Below are 16,200 nucleotides of genomic sequence, written 5' to 3' on the forward strand. Positions count from 1 at the left end.
CCCCTCATATAAGTCTTTGAATCACTTCTAATAAATTACTCTGGTCGAAACTGCTTTTTATAATATAAGCGTTTGCGCCGACTTCAATACCATACTCACGATCTTTGCGTGATTCAAGAGCTGTGACCAGCACAACCGGCAATTCTCCAAGCCTTTTGTTCTTACGAATTTTTGTAGTAAGCTCAAAACCGTTCATCCTCGGCATATCTACATCAGATACAATCAAATCAAATTCTCCAGTAAGGGCTTTCGTGAAAGCATCTGCGCCGTCAACGGATGTTACTACTTCATAGCCGGCAGATTCAAGAATGTTCTTTATCAGGTTACGCGATGTTATCGAATCTTCCGCTACTAACATTCTGTATGTTTTTTCAGATTTCTTTTCTTCACCACTTGCAGTAATAGCAGCCATTTCCGTTCGTATTGCTGATTTCATTAAATCAGAAACATTTATAACAGGAACCACTTTTCCGGAGCCCAGTACAGCAGCGCCGGCAATGTTGCGGACCCGTCTCAGTTGTCTTCCCAGCTTTTTTACAAGAATCTGCTGCTCACCGATAATCTCATCTACCTGAAAAGCAATACGTCTATCGACATAGGCAAGAACAACAACCCGAAGTACATTCGCAGCCGTCAGAGTTCCCGATGTATTCGGTGAAGAGCCATTGTTAAGAACAGGCACTCCAAGCGCCTTGCATAAACTTACTAAAAGAACGATTTGTCCATCGATCATTATTGTTTCCCGGTTTTCTACCGTCTTTATTTCCTCCTTATTTACTCTGACAGTACGTTCGACATTGATGGTCGGCAAAACGAAAAATTGATCGCCTGCTTCTACCAAAATTCCTCTGAACGTCGAAAGTGTAAGTGGTAGAATAAGGCGGAATGTTGTACCAATATTGGGTTGGCTTTCAACAGTTATAGTGCCGTCGAGCTTTTCGATCTTCTCCTGCACTATTGCCATACCCAGACCACGACCGGATATATCTGTGATTATGGAACTTGTTGTTACGCCCGACTGAAATATTAACGATAATTTTTCCTGTGCGCCAAGTTTTGATGCTGCATCGTCTGAAACAAGTTCCGCTTTGATTGCGGCGGCACAAACTTTATCCAGGTCGATACCCAGACCGTCGTCGGAGATAACGACTTCCAACCGGCGACTTTCCGTTACGCTGAATGTAAGATTGATTATTCCGCGAACCGGCTTGTTTATAAGCGTGCGTTCATGCGGTTTTTCGATGCCATGATCCACACAATTTTTTAACAGATGAATGAGAGGATCTTTCAATTCTTCTAATACCCGTTTGTCAACTTCAAGTTCCGTTCCATGGAGAATCAATTCTACCTGTTTATTCTGATCGCTCGCAAGATCGCGCACAAGCAGGGGGAATACTTCCACCAGGGAAGCAACCGGAAGCATTAAAATTGTTTTCATTGCCTCCAGGTGATCGTCCACCATCCGCCCAACTATGCGCTGATCGCCTTCAGCAGCACGCGTAATGGAAAGCATCTTTTGTTCTATCTCGTCTAACTGCTGTTCGTTCCACTCCATCCACTCGTTGTAATGACGTTCGCGGTTAGTTGAGTGCCGGGTTTTCCATTTACGTGATTCTGTTTTCCACCATTCAAGCGAGTCGCTCAGAGCCTGCAATTCCGCAGCTCGTTGAGCTGTTGCGATTTTCGCTTGAATCATTTCTTCGGCTTGAAGGAATAGCGGTTCCAACTTGGTTTTGGGTATTCTCACTGTAACAACTTCATCTTGAAGTAAAGATGCAGGTATTGTTTCATCGCGCGCCGCTCGCACTTCTTTTACCGGTTGTTTTCTTGCCGGCTCTTTTGCCTGTCCGGGTTGTCGTACTCCTTTTGTGCTATTCAGCAATTGCTGAATAAGCTCCCTGATAGACAATTGAGTGGATGATGATTGTTTTGAATCCGGGACTGAAACTAATTGTTTGATGTTATCCACCGCTTTATGTAACAGATCATAACTATCCTGCGTCAAAGAAATCTCTTTTCGTTTTAACGCGGCGAACGCATCCTCCAGCGCCTGACATATAGTTTCAATGTCTCTTATATTCACGGAACGTGCAGCGCCCTTTAAACTGTGTGCCTCGCGGAATATTGTCTCGATTAATCCTGCTGTTTTTTCAGAGTCAGTGGATTTCTCCAGTTCGATGAGACCTGTAGAGATCGCATGTAAATGCTCTTCAGCCTCAAGCTTAAAGGTAGCCAGAAGTCGTTTTAAAAATTCTTCTTCTTTGATGTTCATCGCAGTAACCACCTTTATAATTTATATTGCTCAACCATTTGCTTTAATTTGAGTCCTAACTCGTTCAGATCCTTCGCTGTGTTTTCAGATTGTTTCATACTTGCTGCATTCTCAACTCCGGCTTGATTGATGTTTTCCATTGCCAAACCTATCTGATTCATTCCAACTAACTGCTGCTGGCTCGATGCTGCAATCTGAGTTGCAGCTTGCAATGCCTCATCACTGCTTTCCGATAACACTCGGATTGTTTCACCTGCTTGTGTTGATTGCTTGACACCTGTCTCTACGGCTTTGCTGCCTTGTTCCGTTGCCATTACTGCCGCGCTTGTAGCTTTCTGAATATCGCTTAAGATATTGCGCACCTGAGCTGTGGCTTTTTTAGACTGCTCTGCCAAACTTTTTATTTCCTGCGCTACTACGGTAAAACCTTTCCCTGATTCCCCGGCTTTTGATGCTTCGATGGCGGCGTTTACCGCTAATAAATTAGATTGATCGGCAATATCATTCACAGATGCAATTATACCGCCGATTAACTGGCTTTGCTCGCTTAAGTTCACGATGGTGTTTGCGATGGATTCCATTTGATTGCGGATGTGATTCATTCCGGAAACTGTTTCTTCAACAGCTTTCTGCCCTGTTTGAGTTACTTGAGCGGTACGCTGCATTGTGTCGGAAACATTCCTGGCTTTTTCGGATGATAGCTGTGCAGCCTGGCGGACCTCTTCGACCGTTGTCGAGGTTTCGCTTATTGATGTAGCTGTTTCGGCGCTGCCTGATGCTATCTGTGTGGTCGAAGCCAGTATTTCACTGGAAGAACTTGCAAGTATATTCACTCCATCCATAATCCCCTTCATCTGCGCTCTGAGTGATTCAAGCATTATGCTGAAGGACTGTATCAGGACACCTAATTCATCTCCTCGTTTCTCAGATGTAGAAATATCTACCGTCAAATCTTTTGCAGCAATCCTGTTTGCGGCATCCACACTTATCCTTAAAGGTCTGGTAATACTTAAGGTCAGGAAGATAACTATCACCACAGAAAACACTATGGCTGCCGCACTCATTATTGCCATGAGTTTACTTGTACTGTCGTATTGCTTTTGTGCTTCATCATAGCGTAGCAAAGTGTGCTCGTCCTCAGATTTTATCAGATTGTCAGTATCCGTTATCCATTGCCTCACACAAAGCCTGGCTTTATTAAGTATGAGATCGGTTGCATCCTTATACTTTCCCGCCATACCCAGTTCAAATGCCTGATTGTTCAGCGCTCTTGATTCATCCCGGCCAACCTTGATTTTTGAAATTAGCTCAAGCGTCTTTGTCTCGTCCTTTCCGACTAATTCTTCGAATTTTTTAAAATCCGCATCATAATTTTCTCTGATTTCATAAATCCTCTTTTCCATTTCCTCTGTTCTGGAGTGATCCAGGAATATATTGCGGAGGGCAATGGATACTTCTCTTGTGTCATCAACCATATTATTAGCCAGACGAGAACGGACATTTTCATTTTTTACGATCACTTCAAGTGCCGCATAAATTTTGTCCATCGCATTAAAACTAAGGAGAATCAAGGTGATCATAAAAACAAGCACAAGGCCAAAGCCCAATGCCAACCGCAAACCAATTTTCATATTTTTAAACATGCCACAATTCTCCTTTTATCAAGATTAATACTAATTTTTGTAACCGTTCACGGAACGTTGAAATTGGAAATTGGAAATTTGGAAGAATAGTACAAAAGCATGAAGGCCAAATTTCCAATTTCCAATTTCCAATTTCTATTTTTAGTGTCATAAGATTTTTCGCTCTGCTCGAAATGACAACTTTGGATAGTTTTCGTTCAGGCAATACTTACCTCTTCATTAACGGTAATATTTTTATCAGATAACAATTTCTCCGCATCTAAGACAATCAAACGATCATTGGTTATGCCTTTAAGATATTCTTCCTTCAGCCCCTCAAGTGTTGTAGGCGACCGCTGCAGTTTACTAAGGATAATATTTCGCACACCAATAATTTCGTCTGCCAGAATTCCAAACTCCATCCGGTCGTTGCAAATGATGATCAATTTATTGAGTTCGCCCAAACCAGTCCCGGGTAGATCAAAGAGATTTTTAATATTAAGCACCGAGAGAATTTGCCCGCGCACATTAATAATCCCAAGCACGAAAGGCGGTGTACCCGGCAGCGGTGTAAAATCTTTTAGTTGAAACGATTCGCGAACAAATGCGGTTTCTATTCCATACGTTTCAGATGCTAAACGAAACTCGATGATCTCGGTAAACTCTTGTTTGACTGTTTCATCCCTGGATTCCAGCGCCAGAACACGGGCTCGCTCCTTAAGTATTGAACGCTTTTCTTCCTTAGATAAAACCGCCTTATTTGCCAGCAGTTCTTGCGTTGCATTAATTCTACTATGAAGCCCGTCCCAATCTACCTTGGACTTCTGCGTTGTTCCTGATGAATCCGGCTTCGTTTTCATGATAATACCCTTGATTTGATTGTTGCATTAATTATTTCTCTCAATCTGCCGGCTGTCAGTCCTTCAGATTCCGGTACAATATCGTCATCGTTGCATTTTTTCAAAAGCGCCAGCGCATTCTCAAAACTTCTTTTTGCCCGAAGAGCGCCTCCCTGCCGCAGAAATATGTTCCCCATGGTATAATATGCCGGAACAGAGTTCGGATCGAGATAGATAACATGGTTTAGCGAAGTAATCGCTTTGCTGATCTGGTTATGTTCCTGAAGTATTGCAGCAAAGAGAAAGTGCAATCCGGGATGAAGCTTGTTTATGGCAATAGCCCTTTCGCATTGGGCTATTGCCTCAGTCAGCTTATTTTGATTGGCAAGCGCCCGTATCAAAAGAACAAATTCTTCGGGAGTCGCTGCATGATGTTCAAGTATATCTATTACTTCAGCATAGCTGCCTTGCGAATACGAATTCAATGCTTCTTCATAATTCGACAGGCCCGGCAAGGGACTTTCTGTTTCCTTAATATCTTCTTTTTTGATTTCAGGGAGTACTGGTTTTATCTTTTCAATTTTGTGAACAGGTTTCAGCGGCAAATGAAAATGCTTTTGTAACTGGGGAACTTCTGCAAAAGGAACAGGTTTCAGCCTTTTAGTTTTCTGATGATCTTTCAGATAGATAATAGCTCCTGGATAATTTACCGAAGTAAACTGCGAAAACACCTGCTGAGAGAGTTCACTCGAACTAACAATCAGCCAACCGCCGTCTGAAAGAGAATGGTGAAGATTATGTATGACCTGTTTAACGCGTTCCCCCGTAAAATACATCAGCACGTTCCTGCAAAAAATAATGTCCATCGCGTTCGTATTGTTCAAAGGGGATGGGTAATTGGCTTCCGCTAAATTTAGATGTGCGAATGTTACCATCTTCTTTATCTCGGGAAGAATCTCATGTTTTTCATCTTCCCTGTCGTGAAAGTATTTCCCTTGTAGCCAGTCAGGTGCATTTCGGAATGACCACTTCCCGTATATACCTCTCATCGCTTTCTTTAGAGTTCTTGGATTAATGTCTGTTGCCAGAATTGTTATATTCCAGTCTTTTATATCAGGTATCAATCTCTTTAGTGCGATCGCAATGGAGTATGGTTCTTCACCCGATGAACAACCGGCGCTCCAGATTCGTAAACGTTTTTCTTTTTGCATCCGTGAACGAATCAATTCCGGCAGGATTTTTTGTTCTAAAGCTTCAAAAGATTGGGGCTCGCGCCAGAAATATGTTTCGCTGACAGTGAGATGACTCGCTAAAATTTCAATCTGATCAACTGTTAAAGGAGAAGATTCCAGATATAAAGTAAATTCCTTTATGCCCGGATAACCGAACTTTTTTGCGACAGGACCTGCATTGCGTTCCAGATCTTTCCATCGTTCCTTTGGGAAGTGCAAAGCAGTTTTGACAGCTATTGTCCTGCTTAACCGCAACAAAAGATCATCCGGAAGATTATGACTCATTTGTCATATCCAGCATTGCTGTTTCCAGCGTCTTCTCTTCGTCAAGCGAAAGAAACTTATCAAGGTCGGTAATCAGAATAAGATTGTCATCCATTATTGCCGCACCTGAAAGATAATCTGCAAAAGGAAAGGCTTGCTCAGTGCTCACAACTTGTATTTGGTTGCATTCACATATGGCGGTAATTGAATCTACCATAAGCGCTACAAGCCGTTTCGATGTTTGCGCAATAATAAGTTGATCTTCCAGTTCGATTTCACGACTACTCAGTTTAAAGCGCCTGCGCATATCAATAACCGGTATAATCTCCCCATGGAAATTGATAATACCCGTAACGATTTCCGGAGCCTTTGGCAAAGGAGTGACTTCCACCGAGCGGACGACCCGTACAACTGTGGATAAATACAATGCGTAGCGTGGCTCATCAAGTGAAAACACTACAATGTTATCCTGTTTAACATTTTGTAAATAGCTCATGTATCTTTCCTCACCCCCCATTTCTCAGGTCATTATTGTTGGGTTTCGTTCCTCAACCCAACCTACCGCCTTTTCAGCGGCCTTGGCCAGCCTGACCACTCCCTTGTATTTCAATAATAATCTAAAAAATGACTTTAACCATTCCCTGACCATGTCAGGATAGTCTCCGATCCTCTCTCCTCATGGACCGGCGAAAACTCTCCCGGTAACCTTTTTCATCATCAACAAAAAGTAATCTGGTTTTTGGTATTATGGGTATAAGGAACTCAGGCTTTTGCTTTTGCACTCTGTATTCTAAAAAATGCTTTCAATATCTCAGGATCAAACACTTTTCCGGACAACATCTCCATTTCCGCCAATGCTTCTTCAAAAGGCCATGCCTGTTTATAAGGCCGCTCATGGGTCAAGGCATCAAAGATATCAGCTATAGTTACAATTCTGGCAGGCAGAGGAATTGAATCCTTCTTTAATCCATCAGGGTATCCGCTTCCATTCCAACGTTCGTGATGACTTCTGGCAATTTCACGTGCAATCCGGTAAAATGATTTATTTCCCAGAATTTTTTCCCCTGCGATACAATGCTCTTGCATTATCACCCATTCTTCAACGCTCAATGGGCCTGGTTTTTGCAAGATACTATCAGGGATGTGGATTTTGCCAATGTCATGCATGATGCTGAAAAATGCGATTTTCTCTGTTTTCTCAGAGGACATGCCCAGAGCCGCACATATATCGCGAGTATTCCGCTGAATTCTATAAATATGCTCTCCGGTGTCGTCATCTTTTGCCTCTGCTGCCAGGGCGAGCATTACAACGCCTTCCCGTACAGCCCCTTCAAGTTCTAAAGTTCGTTCATGGACCAGATTTTCAAGATTTTCATTGACGATGTTTAGTTGTTTATTTTGTTCTTTGGTTAATCTTTGAAGCCGTTTATTCTCCTGGACCAGGTTATAATATTGAAAAGCCCCCTCAACCGTTCCGTTTAATGCCTCAAATGACCAGGGCTTGGTCAAATATCCGAACACCTGCGAACGGTTGATACCGTCCATGGCATTTTCAAGAGTACCGTGGGCTGTAAGAAGAACTCTGACAACATCCGGTTTAATTTGTTTGACGTTCTCCAAAAAGGTAATGCCATCCATTTCAGGCATTTTCAGGTCGGAGAGCACCACACCTACGTCATTCTCTTTCAGGATTCTAAGTCCCTCTTCCCCTGAATTTGCCGAATAAATGGAATAGCTCTCGTGCCTGAGCTGGCGTTTAAGGCTGCTGATTGTATTTGGCTCATCATCTACTATAAGTAATGATCGATTAAGCATTGTGGAGATTCTCCTTATTAAACAATCTTGACCACCAGTTTTTCTCTCTTTCGTTAAGTTCAGCCATGTCAGGGTGCTCGTTACTCGTTACTCGTTGATGGTCTGAAAAACAGGACAAATCCTTTGCCGCTAAACCTTCCGGAAAGTGGTGTTAAATCAATGTCATAGCTTGTTCCTGATAACCGGTATCCCTTTAGTGTTACGGGTGTGCGGCACATAATCGCTTCATCAATCTTTTCTCGCATATCATTTGGAAAGTAATCAGAAAGCTTCTTCCCAATCTCAATACTCTTGCTGCTCTCTGACAAGGATTGCGCCTGTTGATTGATCGACACAATCATTCCTCTAACGCTGACACAAATGACCGGAGCAGGGAGGCATCCCAGGATGGCACGTGAAAGCTCCAGAGCATGATTCTTGGTTTCAAGCTCCTCTGTTGTTTTTTGGATCGACTCCGACAGATTTTTATTTGTTATTTGTAGCGCTTCATTTTGTTCCAGAACCTTTTTATGAAGTATCTTATTTGTCCAAATAAGGTCGTATTGTTCCAGTGCCCTGGTGATTTCCAGCTTTAAATTTTGATCATTCCACGGCTTCAGAAAAAATTTATACAGATCTCCCTTATTGATCAATTCGGTGATTGAATCTACTCCCGTATAGCCTGTAAGGATGATCCTGATCACATCAGGATATTTTTTTTTTACTTGTGACAGAAATTCCATGCCGCTCATCTGTGGCATCTTCTGGTCGGAAAGCACCAGCTGAACATCATTTTCTTCAAGAATCCTCAGCGCTTCTTCGCCGCTTAAAGCTGTCAACAAGTTGTAGTTTTCCTTTCGGAGTAATCGTCTTATAGAATTCAGTATATTCTCTTCGTCATCCACACACAAGATTGTATGATGGTAGTCGCCCATTCTAAATTTCCTGCCTATTAAATAAATACATTAATCCACTCGTCTATGAGCTCGTTTTTTCCAAGTTTTTGAATGGAGGCTACTGACAATTTCTTAACTTCCCTGCCACTGGCGAGTAAAAGCCTGCCGTCTTTTAAATGAAGATCTTGCGCCAGGATCATGCCTTCTTTCAACTTTTCATAACCGATCCGCAGTTCCTGACTTTTCTTTTCTTTTTCAAATAATTTTGCTTCCCCTGCTATTTTTATCAATTTTGTTACAACACCGATATCATATTTCTGGTGAGCGCCGATCATAATGATCTTTGGCGCGACTTCTTCGATCATTTTTTCAGGCTCTGTAACATTAAAATTCCTGGTTGCCGGGCCAAAATATATTCTTGCTTTGTCAAGAATATATTTTATATCCTTCGGCCACCTGTATGCTATGTTGCAATAATCCGCTGCAGCTCCTATGATACGCGACCCCAAAGGAATTTCGTCTCCTTTCAAGCCATTAGGGAAACCGCTGCCGTCGAAGTTTTCATGGTGATAGAGTACAATTTTAGATACTTTATTCAATCTTTCCACAGTTTCGAGACAGATCGAAGCAATAACAGGATGCTGGCGGTACATCTTTAATTCCTCCTCGCGCATATCTTCCTCATCCTTTAATAATTCCCTTGGGGATGATCCCAGCATGCCGACATCATGTATCATGCCGGCTATTTCAATCTGATCAAGCTCTTCACTGTCCAGCCCGTATTCTTCGGCAACCTTTCTTGCAAGTTGCGCTACATGTTTCATATATCTTCCCAGTTCGGGATTTAAATTTTCAATCAATGAAGACATCAATCGAATTGTGTCTAAAAAACTCTCTTCCAGTTTTTTGTTGGTTTCTTCTAATGCTATATTTTTTTGCCTGACTTCCAGGGTTCTTTCACTTACCTTTTTCTCAAGATTTTTGTTAAGCTCATTGAGTTCTTTGTTTTGTGTGCTCGTAAGTTCTAAAAGACGCCGGTTTTCCAGCGTCAGTTCATACCGCTCAAGCAACTGTCGAACCTGAACCAGCAGCTCATCATCATTCCACGGTTTGCTCAGATACCTGTGAATTTTTCCTTTGTTAACGGCATCAATAACAGCATCCATATCGGAATAACCTGTCATAAGATATCTTCCGGCATCAGGAAAAATTTTCCTTGCCTTTTCCAGAAATTGAGTACCGGTCATCTCCGGCATGCGTTGATCAGAGATAATCAGTGAAACAGGCTCCTCTAACGTGTTAAGCAGCTCAAGCCCTTCCTTTCCGCTGGAAGCTGTGAAAATCCTGTAATCTTCCTTGCGAAAAATTCGTTTAAGCGATTCTGTAATAGAAACCTCGTCATCTACAAGCAAAATTGAATGTTGATACTTGGATGTCATTAAAAATTCTCCTTACTGGTTGCTTGTTACTGGTTGCTCTTTGCTCTCCGCTCTCTGCTCGAATACTCAACCATTTAACTACTCGACTACTCGACCAATCGGGATCCGAATCGTAAAAGTTATTCCCTTGCCTATCGTACTTCCCACACCTATGGTCCCTTTATGCTTTTTAATGATGTTGTAAGCAATATTTATGCCCAAACCTGTTCCCTTTCCTACATCCTGGGTGGGCAAAATCCTTGTTATAGCCTGCAAGGACATTCAGTTTGCTGCTGATAAATCCGGTTGGATTATTAATCTCGTGAGCCACGCCTGCGGCGAGCTGTCCCGGCCTTAAAGACTTTCTGCATCTCCTCGTGAGCATGTTTGGGATCAGTGAGATAGTCTTTAAAGAGGGTGCCAATTAACTCTTCATGATAATTAATATAATCCTTATTCTTAGTCAAGGTTTTATAGCAGGACATTACGCTTGCATCTCTTCCCGTTCAAGTTGTTAATTTTAAGGATTTTTTCCCTTTATTACAGCAAAAAATCCAAAGTGAATTATTCAATACTTGACATGCGGAAACATACCCGTAGAACATAATAACAGAAGGAGTTTGGCAACGGCGGAGGTTGAGGAGCAGGCTGTGGTGATGGTTTTTGTTGCATTTATACGTTGTTTGTGATAATATTTTTTAATATTATATATTATAATTGAACGAACGATTTCCGGAACTGGTGGAAAGTAAAAACACTCGACATACCGTGGAAAAAATGTAAGAATCCAACAAAAATCTTTAATTCTACAACATGAGATTAGTTTATGGGCATATTAAGTATAAATGATCTAAAGCCCGGTATGGTTTTGGCGCAGGCTGCTAAGAACAGACATGGCGCTGTCATACTGGGTGAAGGTAAATTGCTGACGGAAAAACATATCAATTCTTTTAAGACCTGGGGAGTCACCACGGTTGACATAAAGGATATTGACAGCGATCAACTGGTAAAAGAAGAAATGGACGCTCTGTCGAATGATGATGTTGAATTGATTGAAAAGGAGCTTGATGAATTATTCCCACCTTTTGAAGCTAATCCTGTCATGGAGGAAATATACAAGATTGTTAAAAAGCTAAGGTTAAAACAGATCGCAAATCAAATTAAGGATTCTACTGATGGAATCGAAAAAGATTGATAGAATAATAAGTTCTATCGGCGGCTTGCCGACCCTACCTACTATTTATATGAAGCTTTCACATCTTCTGAATGCACCTGACTCATCAATCAGAAAGATAAGCAACATCATCTCTGAAGATCAGGCTATAGCAGCCATGGTGCTCAAAATTGTCAATTCAGCATCCTATGGTTTTTACAATAAAATCGGGGACCTGCAGCAGGCCATCGTAATTTTGGGGCTGAACGAAATAAAAAGCCTGGTGCTTGCAACTTCTATGTATAAAATTGTAAAAGGATTCAAATCAAGCAGCGCATTTAATATGGAGAAGTTCTGGAAACATGCCATAGGATGCGCGATCTTAGCAAAGGTTCTGGCTGAAACCGCTTACATAAAAGACCCGGAAGATGTTTTTACGGGAGGCCTGCTTCACGACATAGGAAAACTGATCCATGCTACCTATTTGCGCGAAGAGTTTAACAATGTAGTAGCCGATGTTGCGGAGACCGGATCTCAGATATCTGAATCGGAAAAAAAGATAATGGGTTTTGATCATACTCAGACAGGGGAAGCCTTGGCTGAAAAGTGGTCCTTGCCCCGAAGAACAATCAACATGATAGCCTACCATCATTTTTCCCGTATGCCGCGCACCATAACTAAAGAGATGGCGGCCGTTCACATCGGGAACACTCTCTGCATAGCTCTTCGCATGGGATCAGGCGGAGAAAAACGGGTGCCGATTGTTAATCAAAAAGCATGGGAAATCCTGGATCTTAAGTTAAGTGATCTTGAATATGTTATGCAAAGATCCACAAAACTTTTTGAGGAAAGCATTTCTGTTATGGAATTTTAATAATCTGCCAGAGCTCTGTTATTCCTTTTAGCAAGCTTGATTTTAGAGAAGTGGGAAGTGCCTGAGGCTGTAAAAGATTTATATAAAATGCAAAACAAACAGATACTAATTGATCAAAATGAAGTTGAACCAATAGTCAAAAAACTCCGCTTTCTGGAAGAATCGAACAAAGCGCTTATTAGCATTCAGGATAAGCTTGATCGGTTAAGCCACTTTCAATCCAAGGTACTCTTATCTTATGATGTTCATCACGTACTTGAGACATGGCTTGTCAGGCTCGGGGAACTGGTCAAAATCGAAGTTTGCTCTGTCTTTCTTGTAGAAGAGGGGGGTATTGAGTTTGTCCACAAGATATCAAAACCTGAAAAACTTTCGCCTGTTATTCAAAAGGAGGTCGAGGCTCAAATCAGCCTGGGAAACTTCGGACGGGCCATCAGCAAAGGCATTCCCCTGAGTGCCCGGGCTGAAGTCTTTGGAAAAGAAAACGGTCGGCATCTAAGTATCATGATAGCCCCTCTTTCCAACCTGGAAAGGACTATAGGCGCAGTTGTCATTGTCTTTGAAGAAGACAAAGATTTCATAAGACAGCAAACCTTAAGACTTCTACACATTCTCGTAGATTTCTTTTCCCTGTCCCTGGAAAATATATACTTGCTTGACGATCTGAAATCTGCTTACTTCTATACCATCAAAGCCATTGCCAACTCCATAGAAGCGCGTGATCCATACACGAAAGGCCATTCTGAGAGAGTTGCTCGATTCTCTAAAGCAATAGCCGAGGAGTTTAACTGGGGCAAAAACGAGATAGAGCTTATTGATTGGGGAGGGGCTCTTCATGACGTTGGCAAGATAGGCATTCACGATTCTATTCTGAACAAACCGGGAAGGCTTACCGATAATGAATACAATGAAATGAAATTACACCCCTTAATCGGCGCTCAAATAGTCAAAGGCATCTCTTTCTTGGAACCTGTAATACCCTATATCCTTGAGCACCATGAAAGATTTGACGGCAAGGGTTATCCAGGGGGCGTGACCGGTAAAAATATTTCTATAAAAGGAAGACTGTTGGCGGTGGCTGACACCTTTGATGCAATGACCAGTGATAGACCATATAGAAAAGGCTTAAAACCGGAGGATGCTTTTAAGGAGATATCAAGAAATCAAGGAACTCAATTTGATCCCGATGTTGTACGGGCTTTTGAAAAGGCCCGGATGTCCGGCAAATTGATATATGAAGGTCGTGAATAATTGATGGTTATTCCATCAAAAACCCAAAGAATGAGGCGGTTATGCGTGAATATACAATTCATCCTCTGGCTGTTGGCATTAATGAAACAGACCAGGGGGTCATGACCTATCTTCGTGATTATGGGAAAAGGATTCTTCTTCCTATTTATGTTTTTTACATAAAAGGAGGCAGCAAAAACATTCTGGTTGATACAGGGCTTGAACAGTTTGTCGTGCCTGATGGAGCAGGGGAAAAGTGTGGATTTGAAATACTTGAATTTGAGGAGGCGCTTGCAACCGTGAATCTGAAGCCTCAAGAAATCGATGTGATCATTCATACCCATCTTCATAATGATCATTGTGAAAACGATTATAAATGTACGGTCGCAGATGTGTATGTTCAGAAGGCTGAGCTTGAATTTTTTAAAAAACCTCATCCGATCGACCACAGGTATTATTCGGATGTGCTTGATGATGTAAATGTGATCGAAGTGGATGGAGACGCAAATATATTTGACGGGATTGATGTGATTTTTACGCCCGGTCATACTGTCGGAGGTCAGTCTATTTCAATAAATACTTCAAACGGGAAGGCGATTATCACAGGTTTTTGTTGTAATGAAAAAAACTTTCCGGCAAACGGCCCTGCTGTTGCTTCTGGTGTGCATATAAATGTGATGGAGGCTTATGATTCCGCCCAGAAGATAAAGAAGATGGCGGATATTCTGATTCCTTTACACGATCTTTCCACAGGGAGGGTAAGGTCTATTCCATGATAGAACCCAGCACTTTCTCCGCCGCTTTTATTGTAGCATCTATATCTTTTACGCTATGAGCCGATGAAACGAAAATGGTTTCAAACTGGGATGGCGCGAGATAAATACCTTTTTCGAGCATGCCCTTGTAAAAGGCTGAAAACATATCAAGATCGCAGGTCTTTGCATCGTCAAAATTAATAACATCTTTATCAGTGAAGAAAAGACCTATCATTGAGCCCACCCTTTTTATTCTTGCCTTTATCTTTGCCTTTTCAGCTGCTTTTTCAAGGCCAATAGCAAGTTTATCAGCTTTTTCATCCAGAGCATTATAAAAGCGCGGTTTTTTTAGTTGCGTAAGTGTTGCAATGCCTGCCGCCATGGCAAGAGGATTGCCGGACAGAGTGCCTGCCTGATACACAGGCCCCTGTGGGGCTATATGTTCCATGATTTCACGTTTGCCTCCATACGCGCCGACAGGCAACCCGCCTCCAATGATTTTGCCGAGGCATGTAATATCCGGAGAGATCTTGTAAAGAGATTGAGCACCTCCGTATGCCACCCTGAAACCGGTCATAACCTCGTCAAATATAAGCAAGCTGCCGTTTCTTTCAGTCAGGTCTTTTAAAGTTTTAAGGAAACCTTCAACAGGAGGCACCAGCCCCATGTTTCCTGCAACAGGTTCAACTATTATGCAGGCAATCTTATCCCCTTTGTCCTCCATAACCTTTTTTACACACTCGATGTCATTATAAGGAAGAGACAGCGTGTGCGCTACAAAGGATTCCGGCACACCAGGGCTTCCGGGAATGCCCAAAGTGGCAATGCCTGACCCTGCCTTCACAAGAAGGGAGTCTGCATGGCCATGATAGCATCCGTCAAATTTAATTATCGTGTCTCTGCCAGTGACTCCGCGGGCAAGCCTTATAGCGCTCATGGTAGCTTCTGTGCCGGAGTTTACCATCCTGACCATATCTATTGAGGGGACGGCAGCTATGACCATTTCAGCGAGTTTGATTTCCAGGTCAATAGGCGCCCCAAAACTTGTTCCCCGATTCAAAGCAGATGCAAGAGCCCTGATAACCGAGGAGTGCCTGTGCCCGAGTATCATAGGCCCCCATGAACCGATATAGTCTATATATTTGTTGCCGTCCACATCAACAACCATGCTTCCATTGGCATAATTTATAAAGATTGGTTCCATGCCGACCGATTTGCACGCGCGAACAGGGCTGTTGACACCTCCTGGTATGACATCTAAAGCTCGATTAAATAGTTTATGAGATTTCTCGCAGTTCATTTTTAAACCGTCCTTTTTTAAAAGTTTTTATCCGGCTCAAGTATTTTTTGGCATATTACTTTAAAAATACTGGAAAATCAAAAAGTTTATGGATTATCTCCAAATTAGTTGTAGTTAATTAAGACAAAACAGGTGGGTTATTTCCAATTGAGCAGGTATGATCCCAGAGGGTACAAGGGGCCAAGGATTCAAGGGTTTGAGTGAAAGGAAGAAAGATATAGCAGAAGGATATGGAAGAAAGACAACCAGGGATTACATCAGGATGCTTTACATGGCAGAAAGCGAAAGAATGTTAAAGCCGCTGATAAAGTCTTTAGAAAACAAACCCTTGAACCCTTGAACCCTTGAACCCCTGGGCCCTCTTCTCCAACTAAAATGGAGAAGAACCTATAAATATAACTTAAATGGTTAAAAAAAATTGACAAATAATTTTTAAATTGATAAAAATCTCTTTTTAATTATGTTTGCAGCAGAGGGCCGTTAGCTCAACCAGGTAGAGCACCTGACTCTTAATCAGTAGGTTGTTGGTTCGATTCCAACACGGCCCACCA

Annotated in this window: 16 protein-coding genes and 1 tRNA gene; 6 read left to right on the top strand and 11 right to left on the bottom strand. The window is 42.1% G+C overall.

The features are described from left to right. Nucleotides 1-4: 4 nt before the first annotated feature. The 10 genes from VMW78_08755 to VMW78_08800 form a co-directional block, all read right to left on the bottom strand. Nucleotides 5-2,272: a response regulator gene (locus VMW78_08755; protein HUV51092.1), complete on the bottom strand. Its 2,268-nt coding sequence runs from the start codon at nt 2,270-2,272 to the stop codon at nt 5-7. A 14-nt stretch (nt 2,273-2,286) separates the two neighbouring features. Then, entirely contained in the window at nt 2,287-3,915 is a 1,629-nt protein-coding gene (locus tag VMW78_08760) for a methyl-accepting chemotaxis protein (protein ID HUV51093.1), read from the bottom strand. A gap of 197 nt (nt 3,916-4,112) precedes the next feature. Beyond that, nucleotides 4,113-4,754, bottom strand: coding sequence for a chemotaxis protein CheW (locus VMW78_08765; protein HUV51094.1), 642 nt, complete (start codon nt 4,752-4,754; stop codon nt 4,113-4,115). Beyond that, nucleotides 4,751-6,250 (bottom strand): CheR family methyltransferase, encoded by a 1,500-nt coding sequence (locus VMW78_08770; protein HUV51095.1) that lies wholly within the window; start codon nt 6,248-6,250, stop codon nt 4,751-4,753. The genes VMW78_08765 and VMW78_08770 overlap by 4 nt, the downstream gene beginning before the upstream one ends. Beyond that, complete coding sequence (locus tag VMW78_08775; GenBank protein ID HUV51096.1) at nt 6,240-6,725, bottom strand: chemotaxis protein CheW; 486 nt, start codon at nt 6,723-6,725, stop codon at nt 6,240-6,242. Before VMW78_08775 ends, VMW78_08770 begins: the two co-directional genes overlap by 11 nt. A 266-nt stretch (nt 6,726-6,991) precedes the next feature. After that, nucleotides 6,992-8,044: an HD domain-containing phosphohydrolase gene (locus VMW78_08780; GenBank protein ID HUV51097.1), complete on the bottom strand. Its 1,053-nt coding sequence runs from the start codon at nt 8,042-8,044 to the stop codon at nt 6,992-6,994. An 80-nt stretch (nt 8,045-8,124) separates the two neighbouring features. Beyond that, a complete protein-coding gene (locus VMW78_08785) occupies nt 8,125-8,958 on the bottom strand; it encodes a response regulator (protein ID HUV51098.1) in 834 nt (277 codons plus the stop codon). A 17-nt stretch (nt 8,959-8,975) separates the two neighbouring features. Further along, on the bottom strand, nt 8,976-10,358 hold the full coding sequence (locus tag VMW78_08790) for an HD domain-containing phosphohydrolase (GenBank protein HUV51099.1): 1,383 nt from the start codon (nt 10,356-10,358) through the stop codon (nt 8,976-8,978). Between the two features lie 78 nt (nt 10,359-10,436). Next, entirely contained in the window at nt 10,437-10,619 is a 183-nt protein-coding gene (locus VMW78_08795; protein ID HUV51100.1) for an ATP-binding protein, read from the bottom strand. Between the two features lie 32 nt (nt 10,620-10,651). Further along, nucleotides 10,652-10,822 carry a hypothetical protein gene (locus VMW78_08800; protein HUV51101.1) on the bottom strand — a complete coding sequence of 57 codons (171 nt, stop codon included), beginning with the start codon at nt 10,820-10,822 and terminating at the stop codon, nt 10,652-10,654. Nucleotides 10,823-11,163: 341 nt separating this feature from the next. Between VMW78_08800 and VMW78_08805 the strand changes: the two genes are divergently transcribed. The 4 genes from VMW78_08805 to VMW78_08820 all read left to right on the top strand — a co-directional run bounded on the left by VMW78_08805 (nt 11,164) and on the right by VMW78_08820 (nt 14,370). Further along, nucleotides 11,164-11,532 (top strand): hypothetical protein, encoded by a 369-nt coding sequence (locus tag VMW78_08805; protein ID HUV51102.1) that lies wholly within the window; start codon nt 11,164-11,166, stop codon nt 11,530-11,532. Then, a complete protein-coding gene (locus VMW78_08810) occupies nt 11,513-12,364 on the top strand; it encodes an HDOD domain-containing protein (protein ID HUV51103.1) in 852 nt (283 codons plus the stop codon). The genes VMW78_08805 and VMW78_08810 overlap by 20 nt, the downstream gene beginning before the upstream one ends. Nucleotides 12,365-12,451: 87 nt before the next feature. Further along, nucleotides 12,452-13,615, top strand: coding sequence for an HD domain-containing phosphohydrolase (locus VMW78_08815; GenBank protein ID HUV51104.1), 1,164 nt, complete (start codon nt 12,452-12,454; stop codon nt 13,613-13,615). 41 nt (nt 13,616-13,656) lie between these two features. Then, nucleotides 13,657-14,370, top strand: a complete 714-nt coding sequence (locus VMW78_08820) for an N-acyl homoserine lactonase family protein (protein ID HUV51105.1) — start codon at nt 13,657-13,659, stop codon at nt 14,368-14,370. Here VMW78_08820 and hemL read toward each other — a convergent pair. After that, on the bottom strand, nt 14,360-15,649 hold the full coding sequence (gene hemL, locus VMW78_08825) for a glutamate-1-semialdehyde 2,1-aminomutase (protein HUV51106.1): 1,290 nt from the start codon (nt 15,647-15,649) through the stop codon (nt 14,360-14,362). The two genes, VMW78_08820 and hemL, sit on opposite strands and share 11 nt — an antisense overlap. A 196-nt stretch (nt 15,650-15,845) precedes the next feature. Between hemL and VMW78_08830 the strand changes: the two genes are divergently transcribed. Continuing rightward, complete coding sequence (locus tag VMW78_08830; protein HUV51107.1) at nt 15,846-15,989, top strand: hypothetical protein; 144 nt, start codon at nt 15,846-15,848, stop codon at nt 15,987-15,989. Nucleotides 15,990-16,123: 134 nt separating this feature from the next. After that, a tRNA-Lys gene (locus tag VMW78_08835) sits at nt 16,124-16,200 on the top strand.

The organism is Anaerolineae bacterium, from assembly GCA_035529315.1.
Lineage (GTDB): Bacteria > Desulfobacterota > Desulfobacteria > Desulfobacterales > ETH-SRB1 > Desulfaltia.